The organism is Streptomyces murinus (genome assembly GCF_002154555.1).
Taxonomy (GTDB): Bacteria; Actinomycetota; Actinomycetes; order Streptomycetales; family Streptomycetaceae; genus Streptomyces; species Streptomyces murinus.
Genome location: NZ_MUNF01000581.1, coordinates 703 through 21,438, shown reverse-complemented (window position 1 = coordinate 21,438; position 20,736 = coordinate 703). Strand labels below are relative to the sequence as shown.

18 protein-coding genes are annotated in these 20,736 nt (G+C 73.1%); 2 read left to right on the top strand and 16 right to left on the bottom strand.

Annotated elements, in window-relative coordinates:
- The 6 genes from CCN72_RS30215 to CCN72_RS30190 all read right to left on the bottom strand — a co-directional run.
- Window positions 1-2,474 (bottom strand): sensor histidine kinase (locus tag CCN72_RS30215; RefSeq protein ID WP_086811196.1); only part of this gene is annotated, 2,474 nt, incomplete at its 3' end.
- 94 nt (window positions 2,475-2,568) lie between these two features.
- Window positions 2,569-3,987: an HAD-IA family hydrolase gene (locus CCN72_RS30210; protein WP_086811201.1), complete on the bottom strand. Its 1,419-nt coding sequence runs from the start codon at window positions 3,985-3,987 to the stop codon at window positions 2,569-2,571.
- A 65-nt stretch (window positions 3,988-4,052) separates the two neighbouring features.
- On the bottom strand, window positions 4,053-5,129 hold the full coding sequence (locus CCN72_RS30205) for an ABC transporter ATP-binding protein (protein ID WP_086811194.1): 1,077 nt from the start codon (window positions 5,127-5,129) through the stop codon (window positions 4,053-4,055).
- A gap of 9 nt (window positions 5,130-5,138) precedes the next feature.
- A complete protein-coding gene (locus CCN72_RS30200) occupies window positions 5,139-5,957 on the bottom strand; it encodes an ABC transporter permease (RefSeq protein ID WP_086811192.1) in 819 nt (272 codons plus the stop codon).
- Window positions 5,942-6,841, bottom strand: a complete 900-nt coding sequence (locus CCN72_RS30195) for an ABC transporter permease (protein WP_086811191.1) — start codon at window positions 6,839-6,841, stop codon at window positions 5,942-5,944. Before CCN72_RS30195 ends, CCN72_RS30200 begins: the two co-directional genes overlap by 16 nt.
- Window positions 6,838-7,998, bottom strand: coding sequence for an ABC transporter substrate-binding protein (locus CCN72_RS30190; protein WP_086811189.1), 1,161 nt, complete (start codon window positions 7,996-7,998; stop codon window positions 6,838-6,840). The genes CCN72_RS30195 and CCN72_RS30190 overlap by 4 nt, the downstream gene beginning before the upstream one ends.
- Window positions 7,999-8,228: 230 nt before the next feature.
- Here CCN72_RS30190 and CCN72_RS30185 point away from each other — a divergent pair, with 230 nt between their 5' ends.
- Window positions 8,229-8,969 (top strand): GntR family transcriptional regulator, encoded by a 741-nt coding sequence (locus CCN72_RS30185; RefSeq protein WP_085562572.1) that lies wholly within the window; start codon window positions 8,229-8,231, stop codon window positions 8,967-8,969.
- A 31-nt stretch (window positions 8,970-9,000) separates the two neighbouring features.
- On the opposite strand, the gene CCN72_RS30180 is transcribed toward CCN72_RS30185, so the two are convergent.
- The 4 genes from CCN72_RS30180 to CCN72_RS30165 all read right to left on the bottom strand — a co-directional run bounded on the left by CCN72_RS30180 (window position 9,001) and on the right by CCN72_RS30165 (window position 13,027).
- On the bottom strand, window positions 9,001-9,453 hold the full coding sequence (locus CCN72_RS30180; protein WP_037650980.1) for an Lrp/AsnC family transcriptional regulator: 453 nt from the start codon (window positions 9,451-9,453) through the stop codon (window positions 9,001-9,003).
- 14 nt (window positions 9,454-9,467) lie between these two features.
- Window positions 9,468-10,898: an amino acid permease gene (locus CCN72_RS30175; protein WP_086811187.1), complete on the bottom strand. Its 1,431-nt coding sequence runs from the start codon at window positions 10,896-10,898 to the stop codon at window positions 9,468-9,470.
- 95 nt (window positions 10,899-10,993) lie between these two features.
- On the bottom strand, window positions 10,994-12,436 hold the full coding sequence (locus CCN72_RS30170; RefSeq protein WP_161216574.1) for a GuaB1 family IMP dehydrogenase-related protein: 1,443 nt from the start codon (window positions 12,434-12,436) through the stop codon (window positions 10,994-10,996).
- A gap of 162 nt (window positions 12,437-12,598) precedes the next feature.
- Window positions 12,599-13,027, bottom strand: a complete 429-nt coding sequence (locus CCN72_RS30165; protein ID WP_086811184.1) for a hypothetical protein — start codon at window positions 13,025-13,027, stop codon at window positions 12,599-12,601.
- Window positions 13,028-13,041: 14 nt separating this feature from the next.
- Here CCN72_RS30165 and CCN72_RS30160 point away from each other — a divergent pair, with 14 nt between their 5' ends.
- A complete protein-coding gene (locus CCN72_RS30160; protein WP_244174555.1) occupies window positions 13,042-14,844 on the top strand; it encodes a translation initiation factor 2 in 1,803 nt (600 codons plus the stop codon).
- Here the strand turns inward: CCN72_RS30160 and CCN72_RS30155 are convergent.
- The 6 genes from CCN72_RS30155 to CCN72_RS40905 form a co-directional block, all read right to left on the bottom strand.
- The gene (locus CCN72_RS30155; protein WP_244174554.1) at window positions 14,833-16,827 is read right to left on the bottom strand and encodes an AAA family ATPase; all 1,995 of its coding nucleotides are present in this window, start codon (window positions 16,825-16,827) and stop codon (window positions 14,833-14,835) included. The two genes, CCN72_RS30160 and CCN72_RS30155, sit on opposite strands and share 12 nt — an antisense overlap.
- 196 nt (window positions 16,828-17,023) lie before the next feature.
- Window positions 17,024-17,344, bottom strand: coding sequence for a barstar family protein (locus CCN72_RS30150; protein ID WP_086811183.1), 321 nt, complete (start codon window positions 17,342-17,344; stop codon window positions 17,024-17,026).
- Complete coding sequence (locus tag CCN72_RS30145; RefSeq protein ID WP_086811181.1) at window positions 17,341-17,850, bottom strand: guanyl-specific ribonuclease; 510 nt, start codon at window positions 17,848-17,850, stop codon at window positions 17,341-17,343. Before CCN72_RS30145 ends, CCN72_RS30150 begins: the two co-directional genes overlap by 4 nt.
- A 189-nt stretch (window positions 17,851-18,039) precedes the next feature.
- Complete coding sequence (locus tag CCN72_RS30140) at window positions 18,040-19,083, bottom strand: sugar-binding transcriptional regulator (RefSeq protein ID WP_037650986.1); 1,044 nt, start codon at window positions 19,081-19,083, stop codon at window positions 18,040-18,042.
- Window positions 19,084-19,173: 90 nt separating this feature from the next.
- A complete protein-coding gene (gene rpe, locus CCN72_RS30135; protein ID WP_085562568.1) occupies window positions 19,174-19,860 on the bottom strand; it encodes a ribulose-phosphate 3-epimerase in 687 nt (228 codons plus the stop codon).
- Between the two features lie 174 nt (window positions 19,861-20,034).
- On the bottom strand, window positions 20,035-20,736 hold a 702-nt coding region (locus tag CCN72_RS40905; protein ID WP_483027284.1), incomplete at its 5' end, for an RsmB/NOP family class I SAM-dependent RNA methyltransferase.

Below are 20,736 nucleotides of genomic sequence, written 5' to 3'. Positions count from 1 at the left end.
AGCCACCCGGCACCAGTCTCAGACACACCGGACGTACCGACCGACCCAGACTCAGAACCCGCCCCGTTCCGCCCGGCACCCGACTCATGCGGCCCCGGCCGGCCGGACGACTTCTGCCACCCGGCGCCGCCCCCGGACGCACCCGACTCCCCAGCCGACGCAAACTCGGCCCCCGACACACGCGCACCCGAACGCTCGGACGACATCAGCCACCCGGCACCAGTCTCAGACACACCGGACGTGCCGACCGACGCAGACCGGGAAGGCGCCGCATCCCACCCGGAACCAGCCCCGGACACACCCGACCCCCCGGTCGGCACGGCCTCGGGCCCCGCCGTATCCGATCCGGACCCGGACTCACGCGCACCCGGCCGCCCGGTGCCGGCCCCGGACGCGACCGGCGTCTCGGACCCCGCAGGACCGTTCCCGCGTCGTGACGGCAGCGGTCGTACCTCGGTGTGGGACTCGGGCGGCAGCGGTACGCGCGCTCCGCCGGGCTCGGGTCGTGTCCCCGGCAGCGCGGTCGGCGGCTCGGTGTCCTGCGGGGTGTCCGTCCCGCCGGTCTCCGCCAGGATCGACTCCGGGAGGAGGACCACCGCGGTCGTACCCCCGTACGGGGAGTCCCGGAGGGTGACGTCGATGCCGTGGCGGGCGGCGAGGCGGCCGACGACGTAGAGGCCGAGGCGGTCGTGGCGGGTGGGGTCGAAGGCGTCGGGGTCGGTGAGGGTGCGCCCGGCGTGTGCGTGCGCCTCGGCGTCGAGGCCGAGCCCGCGGTCGTCGATCTCCAGCACGAAGCCGCCGCCAACCCGCCCGGTGCGCAGCGTCACCTGGGTGTGCGGCGGCGAGAACACCGTGGCGTTCTCCAGGAGTTCGGCGAAGAGATGGACGACGTCGGCGACCGCGTCCGCCGCGATCCCGGTGTCCGGCATCGGCGGCACCACCACCCGCGCGTAGTCCTCGATCTCGCCGACCGCCGAGGAGACGACCTGTGCGATGGGCACGGGCCGGCGCCAACGGCGGCCGGGCGCCGAGCCGGAGAGGATGATCAGGCTCTCCGCGTGCCGCCGCATACGGGTGGTGAGATGGTCGATGCGGAACAGCTCGCGCAGCACGTCGGGGTCCTCGGTGCGCCGCTCCAGCGTGTCCACCAGCTTCAACTGCCGGTGCACCAGCGCCTGGTTGCGGCGCGCGATGTTGAGCAGCACCGCGAACAGGCCCCGGCGCAGCGTCGCCTGCTTCACCGCGGCCTCGACCGCGGCAAGCCGCGCCGTGTTGAAGGACCGGCCGACCTGCCCGATCTCGTCGTCGCGGTCCCCTGCGGCGGCGAGCGGCGGCGCCTCGGCCACCGCGTCCACCTCCTCACCGGCGCCCAACCGGCGCATCACATCGGGGAGTTGCCGCCCGGCGAGCACATCGGCGGCGTCCCGCAGTGCCTCCAGGCGACGCGAGATCCGCCGCGCGCCGCGCACCGCGAACCACAGCGACAGCCCGGCGACGACCAGTCCCGCGGCACCGGCGATCGCCGCCTTGGTCAGCTCCTGGTAGGCGAACGCCCGCCCGCGCGCGGCCGAGTTGTCACCGGCCTCGGTGCACAGATCGCGGTACTGCTTGACGATCCGGTCGACGGTCGAGCGCCAGCTGTCCGCCGCGACCGCCTGGGCCGCCCCGCCGGCCCCGGCCCGCAGCAGCGCGTCCTCGCCCTGGTTCAGCGAGCGGTACAGCGCGCCGTCCTGGAACTTCTCGAACAGCGCCCGGGAGTCGGCGGGCAGATCGGGCACATAGGTCTGCTGGAAGACGCGCCGGTCCTCGATGGTCTGGGTGAGCGCGTTGTACTGGCCCGGCGTCAGCGCCGTACCCGCCGCCCGCGCGCCGGCGACCAGCGCGTCCTCGCGGGAGACGAACTCGCGCACCCGGACCAGCTCGAAGACGGTCTCGGTCTCCCGGGCGAGCTGCCCGGCCTGGAGCGCGGTCAGCGTGGACTGCACATCGAAGGTGGGCTCGATCAACGCGCTGTACTGCTCGACCGCCTGGTCCCAGCCGATCTTCCGGGTGAGCACCCGCTGCCGCAGCCCGTCCAGCCGGTCGGTGGCCGTGAGCATCGCGTCCAGCGACTGCCGCTGGCGCGCCGTGAGCCGGCTCCGGTCGCCGCCGCGGATCGCCTGCCGCATGGCGTCGACCACCTGGTCGGTACGGCGCTGCTGGCCGAGCAGCTGGCCCGCCCCCGCGGCGTCCCGGCCGCCGGCGCCCAGATAGGCGGCGGACATCCGGCGCTCGATCTGGATCTGCCCGACCGCGGTGTCCACGGGGGTGCCGAAGTCGCCGTACACCCCCTGGACCCGGATCAGCGCGCGCAGCTCCGCGGTGACGGACACCATGGCGAAGCCCCACAGGGCCATCAGGGCGACGGCCGGTGCGAGCGCGAGCGCCACGATCCGGGTGCGGACGGTGGTGGGACGGCCGAGGGGCCAGCGCATGAAAGACCTACCGGTATTACCAGTCAGTAGAGAGCTCGCACAACTTACGGGACGGTCACCTCGAATAGCAACGGTGACCTCCGATAACCCCAGGTCAGCTCACAGGAAACGCAAAGGAGGCGAGGACCGCGGCATGGTCGGAGGGCCATTCGTTTTCGGCCACGTCCGGCCAGGGGCGGGGGTCCCCGGTGACCACGGTGCGCGCGCCTCGGACGGTCAGGCCCCGGTGCAGGACGTAGTCGATCCGGTCCTGCGGCTCGGCCCGGCCGCTGCCGTCCTCGTGCACCGGGTGGATCGGCGACCAGGTGTGCCCGGGTGCCGCGGCGGGGTCGGGGTGGGCCTGGCGGTAGGAGTCGGCGAGCCCCGCGTCCTGCGCGGCCTTCGTCACGGGCCAGGCCACCTCGGGCCGGTCCAGGTGCGAGGGGCAGTTGAAGTCGCCGGTGAGGACCACGGGGACGCCCTCCTCGGACGCCTTCTCGATCCGTTCCAGCGCCTCGCGCAGCTGGGCGAGCCGGACCTCCTCGTGGGCGATCAGCTCGGCCGCCGGCAGCCCGTCGAAGGCCGACTCGTAGGGCCCGTACGGCGTGTAGTGCAGATGCGCGGTCCATACGTCGACCGCGCGGCCGGGGGCGACCTGGACGCGGACGCCGGTGGCGCCGTAGAAGCCGACGTCCGGGTCGCCGAAGCGGGCGGTGATCGGGTGGCGGCTGATGACGCCGAGGTTCTCGCCCGCCCGGTGGTGGTGCCAGCCGAGGGCCTCGGCCAGCTCCTGGGCGGCGGTGCCCGCGGTCTCCTGGAGCCCGACGACATCGGCGCCGCTGTCCAGGATCACCTTGATCTGCTTGGCCCGGTGGTCGTCGACCTTCGCGCCGCCGAGCCAGAGGTTCCAGCTCAGGACGGTCAGTGCGGGCGCGGTCATGGCACTCAGCTCCTCGACGGTGACTCCCGCCAGGCTGGCACGCACGGTGCGGCCGGGCGCGGCGCCGATCGGGGCGAGCGAGGGCACGGCGAGCACCGCGCACCCGGCGGCCTCGGCCGAGGCCACCCCGGTCACCGTGTCCTCGACGGCCACGCAGGCCGCCGGCTCGACGCCGAGGGCGCGGCAGGCGGCGAGGTAGGGCTCGGGTTCGGGCTTGGTGCGGGCGGTGTCGTCGGCCGTGACGGAGAGGGCGAACCGGTGGGCGCCGAGGGCCTCGATGACGACGTCGGCGACCGCGCGCGGGGACGCGGTGACCAGCGCCGTCGGTACGCCCCGGGCGGCGAGCGCGTCCAGCAGGGCGAGGGCGCCGGGGCGGGGCACGATCCCGGCGCGGACCCGGTCGGCGAACTCGCGGTGGAGTCCGGCGGCGAGGTCGGGGGCGGGCCGCCCGGTGGCGTCGGCGAGCCAGTGGGCGGTGTGCTCCACCGGGCGGCCGAGCACGTCCGGCTGGTCGGCCTCGGTCAGCGGCCGGCCGGCGACGGCCTCGACCGCCTCCCACCACAGGTGCTCGGTGTCCACGAGCGTGCCGTCCATGTCGAACAGGACTGCCTGGAGCGGGAGTCGGGGGTTGTGGGGGGTGGTCACGTGGGTGTCTGTCCTCAGTTCTCGGTGCGGGCGGCCACGAGCACGGGGCGCTCCGGCAGCGATGCGGTGACGGCGGCTCCGGCGCCCAGCCCCGCGGCCTCGTGCGCGGGCAGGTCGGCCTTGGCCTCGGTGCCGTCGGCGAGCCGGACGGTGAGCCGGACGACCGCGCCGAGGAAGGCGGTGGCGACGACCCGGGCACCGCCCTGCTCGTCGGCCCGCACCCGCAGGTTCTCGGGCCGTACCAGGACGTCCACCGCGCCGTCCGCCGCCTCGCCGTCGGCGGGCAGCCGCTGTCCGAGCACCTCGACGGTGCCGTCCTTCAGCTCGCCGGGGATCCGGCTCATGGTGCCGACGAACTCGGCGACGAAGGCGGTGGCGGGGCGGCCGTACAACTCGGCGGGTTCGGCGCACTGTTCGAGCCGTCCGGCGCGCATCACGGCGACCCGGTCGGCGATCGACAGGGCCTCCTCCTGGTCGTGGGTGACGAACAGGGTGGTGATGCCGAGTTCCTGCTGGAGCCGGCGGATCTCCTCGCGCAGGCTCAGCCGCACCTTGGCGTCCAGCGCGGACAGCGGCTCGTCGAGCAGCAGGACGCGGGGGCGCAGGGCGAGGGCGCGGGCGAGCGCGATGCGCTGCTGCTGGCCGCCGGAGAGCTGGTGCGGGAACCGCTCCCCCTTGTCGCCGAGGCCGACCAGTTCCAGCAACTCGGCCGCCCTGGAACGTCGTTCGGCCGCGCGTACGCCCCGCATGCGCAGCCCGAAGGCCACGTTGTCGACGGCGCTGAGATGCGGGAAGAGGCTGTACGACTGGAAGACCATCCCGGCGTCGCGGCGGTGGGCCGGCACCCGGGTGATGTCCCGGCCGTCCACCAGTACCGCACCGGCGTCGGGGTGTTCGAACCCGGCGAGCATGCGCAGGGCGGTGGTCTTGCCGCAGCCGGAGGGGCCGAGCAGGGCCAGGAACTCGCCGGGGCGGACGGTGAGGTCGAGCCCGTCGAGGGCGACGGTGGCACCGAACTCGCGGCGCAGACCGCGGAATTCGACGGTCGCGGCCTGCTCGGTGGCGGCCTTCTCAAGTGTGGTGGCGGTCATGGTGTGTTGTCATCCCCGGGAAGGAGCGGTTCGGTTGCGTCCGCCGCCGACACCGGCGAGCGCGAGGAGCAGGGCCCAGGTGACGAGCAGGCTGAGCACGGACACGGCGACGGACATCTGGGCCTGGTCGCTGCCGACGTTGTAGATCCATACGGCGAAGGGCTGGTAGCCGAGCAGCTGGGCGACGGTGAACTCGCCGAGGACCAGCGCCAGCGTGAGGAAGGCCGCGTTCAGCAGCGCCCCGCGCAGATTGGGCAGTACGGCCCGCACCAGCGCCTTGGGCCAGGAGGCGCCGCAGCTGCGGGCGGCCTCCACCAGGGTGCGTACGTCGATGGCGCGCAGGCCCGCGTCCAGCGCCCGGTACACGAAGGGCAGCGCCATCACGACGTAGGCGAGGACCAGGACGACGGGGAAGCTGGGGTTCTGGATCGCCACGAAGGTCTGGAACAGCGGGGTCTTGGACAGATGGTCCGGGCCCCACTTGAGCACGCTGACGATGCCCGCGACGAACGCGATCGGCGGCACCACCAGCGGCAGCGAGCAGACCACCTCGACCACCGGGCGCAGCCGGGGCGCGCCGAGCCGCAGGGCGACCACGGCGGGCACCATCAGCAGCAGCACGACCACGACGGTGGCCACGGCCAGCTCCAGCGACAGCAGCAGGCTGGAGACAAAGCCGCCGGTGGAGAGGATCTTGGTGTAGGCGTCGAAGCTGATGCCGTCGGGGTCGTCCACCGTGAAGACCACGGAGGCGGCGAGCGGGACCAGGAAGTACAGGGCGGCGAGGCCGAGGACGGCCCACCGCCAGGGGGTCAGGCGTCGAGCCATCGGGCGCTCCGGCGTTGCAGGGGCAGGTACACGGCCATCACCAGGCCGGCCACCAGGACCATGTCGAGGCTGAGGGCGAGGGCGACGTTCTCCTGCCCGACCAGGACGTTGCCGGACAGGGCGTCGGCGATCTGGAGGGTGACCAGCGGGACCGCGCTGCCGACCATCGCGGCGGCGGTGGCGTAGGCGGCGAAGGCGCTGCCGAACAGCAGCACGAATCCGCCGAGCAGGGAGGGCGCGAGCACGGGCAGGGCCACGTGCCGCCAGTACTGCACGCCGGTGGCGCCGTTGTTCAGCGCGGCCTCCCGCCACTGGGCGCGCAGCCCGTCGAGGGCCGGGGTGATGGTGAGGACCATCAGCGGGATGAGGAAGTACAGGTAGACGAGGACCAGGCCCCAGAAGCTGTACAGGTCCCAGCCGCTGTCCTTCAGGCCGAGGTGCAGGGTGAGCACGCCCGCGTTGCCGAGGGTGGCCACGAAGGCGAAGGCCAGCGGAACGCCGCCGAAGTTGGCGAGCACACCGGAGGCGGTCAGCACGGCCTCGCGCAGCGCGCGGGAGCGGGAGCCGGCGACGGCCTGGGCGAGCGGCAGTCCGAACAGGGCGCCGAGCACCGCGGAGACCGCGGACAGCTTGACGCTGCCGAGCAGGGCGGTGAGGTACGCCCCGTGCAGCGAGGCCGTCATGTTGGCGCCGGTGTAGGAGGTGGCGCCGGTGGTGGCGTCCTTCGTGGTGAAGGCGCCGTCGAGGATCGCGAGGGCGGGCAGGCCGAAGGCGATGGCGGTGAAGACCAGCAGCGGCAGCACGGCCAGCCAGCCCGGGGCGCGGCGCCGCCGCTTCGCCGAAGCGACGGGCGCCACGTCCGTATGCGGGAGAGCGGTGGTCATCCGGAGACGGCCTTACCCCAGCCCTGCGCGATGACCGTCTTGGCCTTGCTCTGCTCGGCCTCGGTCGGGAAGGACGCCGACCCGGTGACCTGGGGCAGCTTGGCGGCGGCCGTCTTGTCGAGGGTGCCGGCCGACTCCATGGAGGTCATCAGGGCCGGGCGGGCGTAGCCCTTGAGCCACAGGTTCTGGCCCTCGGTGCTGTACAGGAACTCCTGCCACAGGCGGGCGGCCGCGGGGTGCGGGGCGTCCTTGGTGATGGCCTGGGAGTAGTACTGGGCGTACTGGCCGTCGCTCGGGACGACGACCTTCCAGTCGAGGCCCTTGGACCTGAACTCGTCGGCGTAGCCGGCGTTCAGGTAGTCCCAGTCGATGGAGATCGGGGTCTCGCCCTTCTCCACGGTGGCCGGGGTGGACTCGACCGGCGTGTAGTTGCCGTTCTTCTTCAGCTTGGCGAAGAAGTCCAGGCCGGGCTGGATGTCGCCGAAGGAGCCGCCGTTCGCGAGCGCCGCCGCGTAGACGCCGCCGAAGGCCGAGCCGGACTTGGTGGGGTTGCCGTTGAGCGCGACCTGGCCCTTGTACTGGGGCTTGAGCAGGTCCTTGAAGGTGGTCGGGCACTCCTTGACGCGCTTGGCGTCGCAGCCGATGGAGATGTAGCCGCCGTAGTCGTTGTACCAGCGCGCCTGCGGGTCCTTCTGGCCGGCCGGGATGTCGCCGAAGGAGGACACCTTGTAGGGGGCGAGCAGGCCCTGCTGGGCGGCGCTGAGGGCGAAGGAGCTGCCGAGGTCGAGGACGTCGGGGGCGCGGTCCTGGCCCTTGCGGGAGGTGACGGCGTTGATCTCGTCCTGGCTGGAGCCGTCGGGGCTCTCGTCCTGGATCTTGATGCCGTACTTCTTCTGGAAGGCGTCGATGATCGCGCCGTAGTTCGCCCAGTCGCGGGGCACCGCGATGATGTGCAGCGAGCCCTCCTTCTTGGCCGCCTTGACGAGGGCGTCCATGCCGCCGAAGTCGGCCGCGGAGGCGGCGGTGGCGGCGCTCTTGCCGTCCTTGGTGGTGGTCGACGCGTTGTCGGGGGCGGCGCCGCAGGCGCTCAGCGCGAGCGCGGCGACGACGGCGAGGGAGCCGCCGAGCACGGCGTTTCTCGGCAGGGACAACTTCACGGTCTCTCCAGGGGAAGCACGGGGGTGAGGTGCTACGAGGGTGTGTAGACCCGCTCGACAAACTTGTCTGAACAAGTCGGCCTCAGTACGCCCGGCTTCGGTGTCCTGTTCGTAAACACGGAGGGAACATCAGCCGCTGTTTCCCTGCACAGTTACGGCTCGCCCAGCACACTGTGAAACGTCGATTAGGCTGGTCACGCTGTGCACAGCCGCCTACGCAGAGGGGAAGCATGACGGCGCGACACGAGGAGATCGCCGACGAGCTGCGCCGTGCGATCGACCGCGAGCAGTACACGGTCGGCAGCCGGCTGCCCTCGGAGTCGGAGCTGGCCGCCCACTACGGCGTCTCGCGCGGCACGGTCCGCCAGGCCGTCGCCGCGCTCACCGCGGAGGGGCTGATCGGCTCCCGTCAGGGCGCCCGCCGCGTGGTCCTCGCGAGCCGCCGCAGCCAGAGCTTCGAGGAGTTGCGCAGCTTCGCCCAGTGGGCCCGTGCGATGGGCCGTGAGGCGACCGGCCGGGTGGTCGAGCAGACCTACCGCCCGGCCACCCACGAGGACGCCGTCCGCCTCCAACTCCCGCTGCGCACGCCGGTATTGCACGTCCTTCGGCTGCGCGGCCTGGACGGCGACCCGGTCCTGCTCGAACGCACGGTCTACGCCGACTGGATCTCCCCCGCCGTCGAGTCCATCGAGCCCGACTGCCCCTCGGTCACCCAGCGCCTGTACGACGACACCGGGCTGGTCTTCGCCTACGGCGAGCACATCATCGACGCGGTCGCCTGCGGTGCGCGCGACGCCGAACTGCTCCATGTCCGCCGCACGAGCCCGCTGTTGCGGGTGCGCCGCGTGACGACGACCCGGGAGGGCCGCCCGGTGGAGTGGTCGGACGACCGCTACCGCCCGGACGCGGTGACGTTCAGCGTGCACAACTCGATCGGCAACAACGCGCTGTCGCGGAAGACGGCGGAGTAGGTCCCCCCGAGCTGGATTCCGCCCGCGCCGCTCACCCCGGCGCGCCCGAGGAGAACCTTCGCAGCAGGGGTGACAGCACCAGTACGGACTTCGTCCGTTCCACGAACGGCTCGCCCGCGATCCGTTCCAGGACCCGTTCGAAGTGCCGCATGTCGGAGGCGAAGACCTGCGCGATCGCGTCCGCCTCTCCGGTGACCGTCGACGCCGCCACGACCTCCTGGTACCGCTCCAGGCCCCGCAGGATCGTCTCCGGCGAGGTGTTGCGGCGGCAGTAGATCTCGATGTACCCCTCGGTCTCCCAGCCGAGCGCCGCGGGATCCACCCGCACGGTGAATCCGGTGATCGCTCCGGTGGCCCGCAAGCGGTCCACCCGCCGTTTCACCGCGGGCGCGGACAGTCCGACCAGTTGCCCGATGTCCGCGTAGGAGCGGCGGGCGTCCTCGGCGAGGGCGTGCACGATACGTTCGTCGAGATCGTTCAACACAGCGGGTGGTTCACTTACTTTTTCGCGAGACGGGACCGGCGAAAGCCGTATACGAAGTAGAACACGAGCCCGACCGCCAGCCAGACACCGAACACCGTCCAGGTCACGCTGGACAGGCTCCCCATGAGCCACACGCAGAAGAAGAAGCCGAGCGCGGGCAGCAGCGGCGACAGCGGCACCCGGAAGGTGCGCCGCATCCCCGGCCGCGTCCGCCGCAGCACCACGACCGCCACATTGACGAGCGCGAAGGCGAACAGCGTGCCGATGCTGGTGGCGTCGGCCAGCTGCCCGAGCGGGACCGCCGCCGCGAGGACGCCGCAGAACAGGGACACGATGACGGTGTTGGCCCGCGGGGTGCCACTCCTCGGGTCCACCCGCTCGAAGACCCTCGGCATGAGGCCGTCGCGGGACATGGCGAACAGGATGCGCGTCTGGCCGTAGAGCACGGTCAGCACCACGCTGGCGATGGCGATGACCGCGCAGAAGGCCAGCAGGGTCGCCCAGAAGCGCTGTCCGGTGACGTCCCGCATGATCTGGGCCAGCGCCGCCTCGGAGCCGCTGAAGGAGCGCCACGGCCTGGCGCCGACCGCGACGGCCGCGACCAGCACGTACAGGGCCGTCACGATGACCAGCGACAGCATGATCGCTCGGGGCAGGTCGCGCGGCGCGTCCTTCGCCTCCTCGCCCGCGGTGGAGGCCGCGTCGAAGCCGATGTACGAGAAGAACAGCGTGCCGCCGGCCGCGCTGACCCCGGCCATGCCGAGCGGCATGAAGGGCGTGTAGTTCCCGGCCCGCACGCCCATGAGGCCGACGGCGCAGAACAGGATCAGCGCGGCGATCTTCACACAGACCATCACGGTGTTGACCCGCGCGGACTCCTTGGCGCCGCCGAGCAGGAACACCATGGCGAGCAGGACGACGATCAGGGCAGGCAGGTTGAAGACGCCGCCGTGGCCCGGCGGGGCGGACAGGGCGGCCGGGAAGGTGAAGCCGACGGTGCCGTCCAGCAGCTCGTTCAGATACTGGCCCCAGCCGACCGCGACGGCGGCGACCGAGACGCCGTACTCAAGGAGCAGGCACCAGCCGCAGACCCAGGCGATCAGCTCGCCCATCGTGGCGTAGGCGTACGAGTAGGAGGAGCCGGCGACCGGGATGGTGCCCGCGAGTTCGGCGTAGGACAGGGCCGAGAACAGCGCGGTGAAACCGGCGAGCACGAAGGACAGGATGACGGCGGGGCCCGCCTTGGGGACGGCCTCGCCGAGGACCACGAAGATGCCGGTGCCGAGTGTGGCCCCGATGCTGATCATGGTCAGCTGCCACAGCCCGAGGGAGCGCCGCAGCGTTCCGCCCTCGCCGTGGCCGCCCTCGGCGACCAGGAGTTCCACGGGCTTGCGGCGCATCAGACGTGCACCGAGGCCCGCGGACGGCTGCTGACGCGTGATCATCGCATCCACGGTACGTCAGGTACCGGAACGCCGCGCTCCGGTTACCGGACGCCTTCGGCCCCCGCCGGTCGCGGCGGGGGCCGAAGGGCGCGGGATCAGCTCCAGCTGGCGTGCAGCGGCTTGCCCTCGGCGTATCCGGCCGCGCTCTGGATGCCGACGATGGCGCGCTCGGCGAACTCCTCCAGCGAGTCGGCGCCTGCGTAGGTGCAGGAGGAGCGGACGCCCGCGATGATCGAGTCGATCAGGTCCTCGACGCCCGGGCGCGCCGTGTCGAGGAACATCCGCGAGGTGGAGATGCCCTCCTCGAAGAGCGCCTTGCGGGCGCGGTCGTACGACGACTCCTCCGACGTGCGGTTGCGCACCGCGCGCGCGGACGCCATGCCGAACGACTCCTTGTAGGGGCGGCCGTTCGCGTCGTGCTGGAGGTCGCCCGGGGACTCGTACGTACCGGCGAACCAGGAGCCCACCATCACGTTCGAGGCGCCGGCGGCGAGCGCCATGGCCACGTCGCGCGGGTGGCGGACACCGCCGTCGGCCCAGACGTGCTTGCCGTACTTCTTCGCCTCGGCGGCGCACTCCAGGACCGCGGAGAACTGCGGGCGGCCCACGCCGGTCATCATCCGGGTGGTGCACATGGCGCCGGGGCCGACCCCGACCTTGATGATGTCGGCGCCCGCGTCGATCAGGTCCTTGACGCCCTCGGCGGAGACGATGTTGCCCGCGACGATCGGCACCTGCGGGTCGAGGGCCCGCACCACCTTGATCGCGTTGATCATCGACTCCTGGTGGCCGTGCGCGGTGTCGATGACGAGGGTGTCCACGCCCGCGTCGAGCAGTTCCTTGGCCTTGCCCGCCACATCGCCGTTGATGCCGACGGCGGCGGCGATGCGCAGCCTGCCGTTCGCGTCCACGGCCGGGGTGTACAGGGTGGCGCGCAGGGCGCCCTTGCGGGTGAGGATGCCGGCCAGCCGGCCGTCCTTGTCGACGGCCGGGGCGTAGCGCCGGTTGTGCGTGTCGAGGGTGTTGAAGGCCTCGCGCGGGTCGATGTCCGCGTCCAGCAGCAGCAGGTCCTTGGACATGACCACTTCGAGCTGGGTGAAGCGGTCGACGCCGGAGAGGTCCGCGTCGGTGACGACGCCGATGGGCCGCCGCTCGCCGTCCACGACCACGCCCGCGTTGTGCGCCCGCTTGGGCAGCAGCGCGAGGGCGTCGGCGACGGTCTGGTGCGGGGCCAGCACAATGGGGGTGTCCAGCACCAGGTGGCGGCTCTTCACCCAGGAGACCACGTCGATGATCACATCGTTCGGGATGTCCTGCGGGATGACCACGAGGCCGCCGCGGCGGGCCACGGTCTCGGCCATACGGCGGCCGGCGATGGCGGTCATGTTGGCGACGACGAGCGGGATGGTCGTTCCCGTGCCGTCCGGCGAGCTGAGGTCCACGCCCTGCCGGGAGCCCACGGCGGAGCGGCTCGGCACCATGAACACGTCGTCGTACGTCAGGTCGTACGTGGGCCGGATGTCGTTGAGGAAACGCACGTGCTGCACATCCCAGTCGTTCAGAGGTGACCCCCCGACGGGTGCGCCAGGGGGAAAAGAGCACGTACTTCATTCTCCCATGACCCGGGCCCGCGCGTCCCCGGGCGGAACCTCCAGGGTGACCGGTCCCGCTTCGGAGGATCCGCCGAAGCCCCCTCCCGGTCAGCGCAGCGCGGCGCGCGCCTGCTCCAGGAATGCCTCGCGGGCCCGGTCCAGCGCGTCCGGGCGGGCGTCGCGCCGCACCTGCTCCAGGAGCGCCGCGGCCGCGGCCGCCACCTCGCCGGGTCCTTCCAGAAGTACCAGGTCATGGGCCCGCTGGAGGTCCGTACGGTCCCCGGGCCGCCCCTCGCCGGTCCGCCGGGTCTCGGCGACGGCGCCCACCGCTTCGAGGAACCGGACGTACGCCTGCCGCCGCTGGTCGTGGACGCGGGCCGCCCGCTGCTCGGCGGTGCTCAGCCGCAGCGCCTCCAGGGCGGCCGCCGCCTGGCGTTCCCCGGCCTCCCGGGTGGAGCGCGCCGATATGACGCTGCCGCCGAGCGCGGCGCCGGCGCCGATGAGCGCGGCCAGCAGGGCGATGAGCCACTCGTTCATGGAGTGCATTCTGCATGGACACGGCATACCGCCGGGCCGATTCGGCCGTCCTCGGTACGATCACCTGGCCGGCCCGGCGCGCCACCGGCGCCCCGTGGGAGACGAGCGCGCCGAGTGGACGGGAGAGTCGGGTGAAGGACGGGCGGGCGACGGGCGACGAGCGCGCCGTCCTGTTCGCCGCGCGGTCGCAGAACGCCCTGCACCGGCTGCTCGACACGCTCCCCGTCTTCGCGGGCGACGACCGGGTGCACCGCTGCTTCACCCTCGTCCCGGGCTCCGCGTTCTCCCTGGACGCGCTGAGCGCCATCGACCGCGCGGGCGGCCGCACCCTCCCCTGGGCCGAGGCCGTCGAACAGACCTTCGCGCTGATCCTCGCCGCCAGCCCCAAGGGCGATCTGCACGCCCTGCACGGCCCCCGCGTGCTGCTCCCGCACGGCGCCGGGTTCAACAAGTCGGTGCCGGGCGAGGGCACCGAGGACTCCGCCTCCGGACTGGACCCCGCCCATCTGCTGCGGCCCGACGGCGCCCCGCTGGCGACCCGCTATCTGTTCTCCCACCCCAGCCAGATCGCCCGGCTGGCGCCGCTCAGCCCCTCGGTGGCGGCCCGTTCGACGGTCGTCGGCGACCCGCTGCTGGAGCGGTTCCTGGAGTCCCAGGACCGCCGCGACCGCTACCGCGCCGCCCTGCGCACCGGCGCCCGCACCCTCGTCGTGCTGCTCTCCACCTGGGGCCCGGAGTCCCTGATCGGCCGCCGCCCGGGCCTGCCCGCCGAACTGGCCGCGGCCCTCCCCCACGACGAGTACCAGCTCGCCCTGGTCCTGCACCCGAACGAGCGCGCCCGGCGCGGGACGCTCGACCTCGCCGAGTACCTGGACCCCGCCCGCCAGGCCGGTCTGATCCTGCCCGCGGTGCACGAGGAATGGGCGTCGGTGGCCGTCGCGGCGGACCTCCTGATCACCGACCACGGCTCGGCGGCCCTCTACCCGGCCGCCCTCGACCGCCCTCTGCTCGGCGCCTACGACGGCGGCCGGGAACTCCTTCCCGAGAGCCCGATGTCCGCCCTGCTCACCGGCGTCCCCCACCTCCCTCCGCACCTCCCCGGCACCGACACGGCGTCCCGCCTGGCCGGGGCGGTCCGCGCCCACCGCCCGGGCAGCGGCCGCACCCTCGCCGCACCGGCCTTCGCCGAACAGGGCCGGGCGCTCGACCGGCTGCGGGAGACCCTGTACGACCTGCTGGACCTCACCCCGCCCGACCGCCCCGTGCTGCCCCGCCTGCTCCCCGACCCGGCACCGGCACCGCTCGCACCCGCCGCCTTCGCGGTCCGTATCGAGTACGACGACCAGGGGAGCCCGCGGGTACTGCGGCACCCGGCGCATCTCGTACCGCCCGCGCCCGCGCACCACCTGTCCGCCGAAGTGGGCGCCGCGCACCGCCGGTTCGCCCAGAGCGCGGCCCTGCTGCACCGCCGCGCGGGCGAGCACCCCGGGGCCTGGACCGAACCGGCCGGCGAGTGGACCCTGCGCACCCTGGCGGACCACCCCGGCGGCCACCGCACCGCCGCGATCGTCCTCTCCCCCACCCACTGCCTGCTGCGCGCCCGCTCGGGCCCGCTGCTGTCCGTGCGGCTGGGCCCGGGCGACGGCGCACACCGGGCCACGCCCGTCGATCCGGTGGCCGTCCTGTCGGCCGTGCATGCCGCGCTGCTCACGGGACGGGGCGAGCAGGGCACCCCGCTGGTCTGCTCGGTGGGCCCCCACAAGGTGGTGGCCCACCTCGCCCCGGCCACCGCCGAAGAGGCCGCCCTACCGGTCTGACCCGGCCACGGGCAGCCCCAGCCGCTCCCACAACTCCCGGGCCGCCGTGCGGTGTTCCTCCGCCTCGCGCTCCTCGCCGAGGCTCGCGGCGAGTTCCGCGAGGGCGTCCAGCACCCGGGCCTCGTCCCGCACGCCCCGCACGGCGCGGGTCCCCTCCAGCGCCGCCCGGTACCGCGCACCCGCCTCTTCGCCGCGGCCGAGCCTGGCGTACACCCCGCCGAGGGCGAACTCCGCGCGCCCGGTGAGCCGGGTACGGCCGCCGGCGGCGAACTCGTCCCGGCTCCGCTCCAACAGCGTGGCTGCGCGCTCCAGTTCACCGAGGTGTGCGAGGGCCTCGCCGAGCCGGTACCGCTGGAGGGTGACGCCGTAGGCGTTGTCGATCTCCTGGTGCACCGCCCCGGACGCCTCGAACTCCCGTGCCGCGTCGGCCCAGTTGCCGCGTGCCGAGCCGAGCATGCCCAGGAACTCGCGGGTGGAGGCAGCCAGTTTGCGCTCCGGCTCCGAGGTGCCGAAGGCGCCCCGGACCGTCGACCACGCCTGGGCCAGCTGCCGCTCCGCCTCCTCGAACTCCCCCTGCTCCCACAGCGGCCGGGCCAGCTGGCAGCGCATCCGGACCAGCAGCGGAAGATCACCGGCCTGCTGCGCGGCGGCCACGCCCCTGCGGAACGCGTCGATGTGGTCGCCGTAGTGCGGATGGTTGAGGAAGTGGGTCCACAGGGGTTCGCAGAGCGCGGCGGCCTCCGTGAGGCCCCAGTCCGCGTCTCCGGCGGTACCGACGGTGTGGGCGAGGCGGACGCAGCCGAACAGGGCGTGCCGTTCGGCCTCCAGCCAGTGGTAGGCGCGGGCCGCCGCCTCGCCGCGGGCGTCCCCGGGCTGTTCGAAGAGCACATCACGGGTGCCGGGCACCGGCGGCGCCTCGGCCGCCGTCTGCAGGCGCGGTCCGGCCGCGGTCAGGTCCGCGCGCTGGGCCTGGCGCAGATACCAGCGCACGAGCCGCCGCAGCGCCTCCTCGCGCTCGCCCTGGTCGCCGTACGTCTCCGCGCGGCGGCGGGCGTGGGCGCGCAGCAGCTCCGGGAGGCGCTCGCGGCCGTCGGTGCCCCGGCCGTCCAGCAGTCCGGCGGCGCGCAGTTCGGCGAGCGCGTCCTCGGTGGTGTCGAGGTCCCGGCCGAGCAGGACGTCGGCGGCGGCGAGGGTGAAGGAGGGGCCGGGGAAGTGACCCAGCAGCCGGTAGAGGCGGGCCGCGGCAGGGCCGAGGCTGTCGTAGGCCGCGTCCCACACCTGTTCGACCACGGGGATGCCTCTCTCCCTCAGTTCGGTGCCGAGCCGGTTCAGGAGCCGGGCCAGCGGCGGCTCCTGGTGGCGGCGCAGCCAGTTCCCGGCGATGTGCAGCGCGGCCGGCAGTCCCGAGCACAGGTCGAGCAGCCGGCGCGTCTCCTCCGGCTCGACGGCGAGGCGGGCGTCCTTGGTGACCCGTTCCAGCAGTTCCAGGGCGTCGGCGGGGTCGAGCGGCGCCAGCGGGAACTCGGTGGCCGCGCCCGCCTGGAGGTCGTACAGCGGCCCATGGCTGGTGACGATCACCAGGCTGTCGCCCGAGGCGGGCAGCAGCGGTTCCACCTCGGTGCCGTGGCGGGCGTTGTCGATGACGAGCAGGAGCCGCTTGCCGTGGGTGAGGGACCAGTACTGGCGGGCCCGCTCCCGGAACACGGGCGCGATCCACTCCGCGCCGAGGGCGCGCAGCAGCTCGCCGAGGATGTCGGCGACCTCCACGGCGCCGTCGCGGCGCACATCGTCCAGGTCGACGTAGAGCACGCCGTCCGGGTGCTGCTGGTGCAGGGCGCGGGCGAGACGGAAGGCCAGTTCGGTCTTGCCGGTGCCGGCGCGGCCGCGCAGCAGCAGACACAGCGGGCGGGTGCCGCCGTCCTCGGCGGGCCGCCGCTCCATGACCAGCTGCCGGGCGCGCGCCTGCTCCCGCTCACGGTCCACAAAGTGCGCCGGCTCCGCCGGAACCTGATACACCACGTCTGACTGGCCCCCGTCCCGCATCGCTCGGCATCACCACGAGCCTATCGGCAAAGGGGAGTTGGCATGCCGCGCTGTGCGGGTGTCGGCCGGACGGGTGTCGCCGGGCACAGCACGGCGGCCGGTGCGACCTCCGGTGCGGCGGCCGGTGCGGCGGCTGTCAGGCCAGGGCGAGAGCCACCGTCAGCGGTGCCGTGCGCTCGCTCGCCTCGGTGAAGACCTCGCGGGCCACCCGCCACTCGTCGGGCCGGGACTGTGCGTACGGTTCCCATCCCGTGACGACGAGCAGCAGCCCGCGTCCCGCGGCCTCGGGCGGCCAGACCGAGGGATCGGAGAGGCTGTCGAGGAGGGCGTCCCAGTTCCGGCCGAACCAGTCGGGCAGGTGCAGGGCGCGTGCCACGGCGTCCATCAGGCCGGACTTGTCCGTGACCCCTGCGAGGTCCAGGGTGACGACCCGGCGGTCCATGAGGTTGTCGGTCATCTCAGTACCGCCCGGAACGAGTTGTAGTGATCATCGGTGTAGTAGAACTCCCCGCCCTGCCCGGTAATGATGCGCCGCGCCCCGCGGTCCCGTGAGCCCGGTGTCCGCACGGTGTACTCGTGGTAGTAGCCGCGCTGGTGCTTCGGCAGATGCCGCTCGAAGTTCCCGAAGACGATCCCGTCCCGCGAGTAGGGGTAGGGGCCGCCGCGATCGATGAGCGCCAGCGTCCGCCGCGCCTCGGCCGGCAACCGCGACGCGGGCACGGTCGCCATGCCCTTGGCCCAGCCGGGCGTGGCGACGGATCCGGAGGACGCGCCGGTACGCGTTCCCGTCGTACCGTTGCCGGTCGTCGCCGTCGGGGAGCACCCGGCGAGCAGAACGGCGAGGACGACGAGCAGCCCCGCGAAGAGCCGGGACAGGGACAGGGGCCGGGACGGAGACCCGCCCGGCACCCGGGGCCGGGACCGTTCGGACGGTGGGGGGACGGAGCGGAACGACGACAGCATGCGGACGATGCTGTCATGGCGGCCGGGGGTACGACGACAGGACGATGCCCCCGACCGACACGCCCGGCCGGGGGCATCGCGGGGCCATCGCGGGGCCCTGTCACCGGCCCGGCGGCATCGCGGTCGTACCGCCGGCCCGGTCTCGGCGGGCCGACGGCCGACGGCGTTCAGGGGCCGCCTCGGGTCCCCTTACTGCCCGTCGGGGTCCTGGCGGCTCAGCGCGGGCTTCGGGGTCGGGCCCGCCGTCATCAGGTAGTCCGCGGCCGAGGTGTCCGTGACCAGGCTGGTGACCAGCCCGGAGCGGAGCACCGCGTCGATCGCGGACGCCTTGCGCTGGCCACCGGCGATCGCGACGACCTCCGGGATACGGCGCAGCTGGTCGGCCTTGACGGTGATGCACCGCTCCCCGAGGTCCCGCCCGATCCGGCGCCCCTCGGCGTCGAAGAGATGCGCGGCCATCTCGGCGGCGACACCGAGCGAGGCGTAGTGCGCCCGCTCCTCGTCGCTGAGCATGTCGTGCACCGTCGAGATGCCCGGCTCCCAGGAACCGATGGAGACGCAGGCGACCGTGACCTTGTCGAAGTACTCGAAGGCGCGGGCGATCCCGGTCTGGTTGCGCAGGGCCGCCGCGGTGGCGGCGTCCGGCAGCAGCATCGGCGCGTAGATCGGGTGGGCGTCGCCGCCCGACACCTGCGCGGCACGGCGCACGGCCTCGACCGAGCCGCGCTCGGAGGTACCGGCGTCGTACACACCCGTCAGCTGCACCACCGTGCACGGCGGCAGCCGGTCGAGCGCGGCCGCCATATGGATGGTGGACCGGCCCCAGGCCATTCCGAGCACGTCCCCCTCGTTGACCAGTTCGCCGAGCAGGTCCGCGGCGACCTCGCCGAGGTTCTCGGGATCGGGGGTCTCCTCGGCCTCGGCCGGGGACTCGACCACGACGGCGTGCCGCAGGCCGTAGCGGGCGCGGAGCGCGTCGGAGCGCTCGGCGTCCAGCTCGGCCGGTACGCGGATCTCGATGCGTACGAGATCCCGTTCGAGAGCGGTCTCCAGGACCCGGGCCACCTTGAAGCGGCTGACGCCGAACTCCTCCGCGATCTGGATCTTGGACTTGCCCTCAAGGTAGAAGCGGCGGGCCATGGCCGCCGCCTGGACCAGCTCAGCGGGTCCCATCCGCATGGCTGACCGGCCCGCCGACATACCCGACACGGCGATCTCCTCACTGCTGTTCACACTCTGGATTCGCCGTTCATCCTTGCAGATTCGGCGCAACTGATCCGCCCTGATGGGCGGCGTTCTCTCAACCGTTCACGTAGCCGTGGCTCAGTGGTCGCATGCCCAGGACGCCTTGGCGGTGGCCGTCTCCGCCTGGGCGCGCAGGGCACGCACCGCCTCCGCCGGGTCCTGCGCCCCGTAGACCGCCGAGCCGGCCACGAACACATCGGCGCCCGCCTCGGCGCACCGCTCGATCGTGGACGCCGAGACTCCGCCGTCGACCTGGAGCCAGAGCTGGAGGTCGTGCTTGGCGATCAGCTCGCGGGTGCGGCGGATCTTCGGCAGCATGATGTCGAGAAAGGCCTGGCCACCGAAGCCCGGCTCGACGGTCATGATCAGCAGCATGTCGAGTTCCGGCAGCAGGTCCTCGTACGGCTCGATCGGTGTCGCGGGCTTGAGCGCCATGGATGCGCGCGCACCCTTGGCGCGGATCTCGCGGGCGAGGCGGACCGGGGCGGCGGCCGCCTCCACATGGAAGGTGACGGACGAGGCGCCCGCCTCCACGTACTGCGGAGCCCAGCGGTCGGGGTCCTCGATCATCAGGTGGCAGTCCAGCGGGGTGTCCGTCGCACGGGCCAGGGACTCCACCACCGGCACGCCGAGGGTGAGGTTGGGGACGAAATGGTTGTCCATGACGTCGACGTGGAGATAGTCGGCGCCCTGGACAGCCTTGGCCTCCTCCGCGAGGCGTGCGAAGTCGGCGGACAGGATGCTGGGGTTGATCTGCGCGGCCATGCCCCAAGACTGCCATGTCCGAGGCACTGATGTTCGCGCCTGTCCACAGGCGAGACCGTTCATCATACTGATCCGCTGTTCATCGGATGATCCACCCGTGCCTGTGGATAACCGACAGCGACGAAGCCGACGCATGCGGTGAAATGAGAACCGCGCAGCCGCTCTTCGCGACCGTCAGCCGGCCGTCCTGCGGATCAGCGCGAGGTACATCGCGTCAGTGCCGTGCACATGCGGCCACAGCTGGATGTCCGGGCCGTCCCCGAGCGCGGGGACCCCGGGCAGCAGCGGCCGGGCGTCGACGAGTTCGGCGTCCGGGTACTGCTTGAGCACATCGGCGACGACCACCCGGGTCTCGGCGAGGTGCGGAGAGCAGGTGGCATAGCCGACCACGCCGCCGACGCGCACCGAGTCGAGCGCAGTGCGCAGCAGGGCGCGCTGGAGGGGAGCGAAATTGTCCAGGTCCTCAGGACGCCGGCGCCAGCGCGCCTCGGGCCGCCGGCGCAGCGCGCCGAGCCCGGTGCAGGGCACGTCCACCAGCACCCGGTCGAAACTGCCCGGACGCCACGGCGGCCGCGTGCCGTCCGCCGCGATGACCTGGTACGGCCCCGGGTTGCCGGCCAGCGCCTTGGCCACCAGACCGGCCCGGTGCGGCTGCTTCTCCGAGGCGAGGAGCATCGCACCGCGTTCGGCGGCGAGCGCCCCCAGCAGAGCGGCCTTGCCGCCGGGCCCCGCGCAGCCGTCGAGCCACTTGGTGTCCGGCCCCTCCAGGGGAGCGTTGGCCAGGGCGAGGGCGACCAGCTGGCTGCCCTCGTCCTGCACCCCGGCACGGCCCTCGCGCACCGCCTCGACCGCGCCCGGCTCGCCGCCCTCGGCCAG

What these genes read in the sequence shown, in the direction of transcription:
- CCN72_RS30210 (WP_086811201.1), bottom strand. Translation starts at nt 3,987, where the DNA reads ATGGACGGCACGCTCGTGGACACCGAGCACCTGTGGTGGGAGGCGGTC.
- CCN72_RS30205 (WP_086811194.1), bottom strand. Translation starts at nt 5,129, where the DNA reads ATGACCGCCACCACACTTGAGAAGGCCGCCACCGAGCAGGCCGCGACC.
- CCN72_RS30200 (WP_086811192.1), bottom strand. Translation starts at nt 5,957, where the DNA reads ATGGCTCGACGCCTGACCCCCTGGCGGTGGGCCGTCCTCGGCCTCGCC.
- CCN72_RS30195 (WP_086811191.1), bottom strand. Translation starts at nt 6,841, where the DNA reads ATGACCACCGCTCTCCCGCATACGGACGTGGCGCCCGTCGCTTCGGCG.
- CCN72_RS30185 (WP_085562572.1), top strand. Translation starts at nt 8,229, where the DNA reads ATGACGGCGCGACACGAGGAGATCGCCGACGAGCTGCGCCGTGCGATC.
- CCN72_RS30175 (WP_086811187.1), bottom strand. Translation starts at nt 10,898, where the DNA reads ATGATCACGCGTCAGCAGCCGTCCGCGGGCCTCGGTGCACGTCTGATG.
- CCN72_RS30165 (WP_086811184.1), bottom strand. Translation starts at nt 13,027, where the DNA reads ATGAACGAGTGGCTCATCGCCCTGCTGGCCGCGCTCATCGGCGCCGGC.
- CCN72_RS30160 (WP_244174555.1), top strand. Translation starts at nt 13,042, where the DNA reads ATGGACACGGCATACCGCCGGGCCGATTCGGCCGTCCTCGGTACGATC.
- CCN72_RS30150 (WP_086811183.1), bottom strand. Translation starts at nt 17,344, where the DNA reads ATGACCGACAACCTCATGGACCGCCGGGTCGTCACCCTGGACCTCGCA.
- CCN72_RS30145 (WP_086811181.1), bottom strand. Translation starts at nt 17,850, where the DNA reads ATGCTGTCGTCGTTCCGCTCCGTCCCCCCACCGTCCGAACGGTCCCGG.
- rpe (WP_085562568.1), bottom strand. Translation starts at nt 19,860, where the DNA reads ATGGCCGCGCAGATCAACCCCAGCATCCTGTCCGCCGACTTCGCACGC.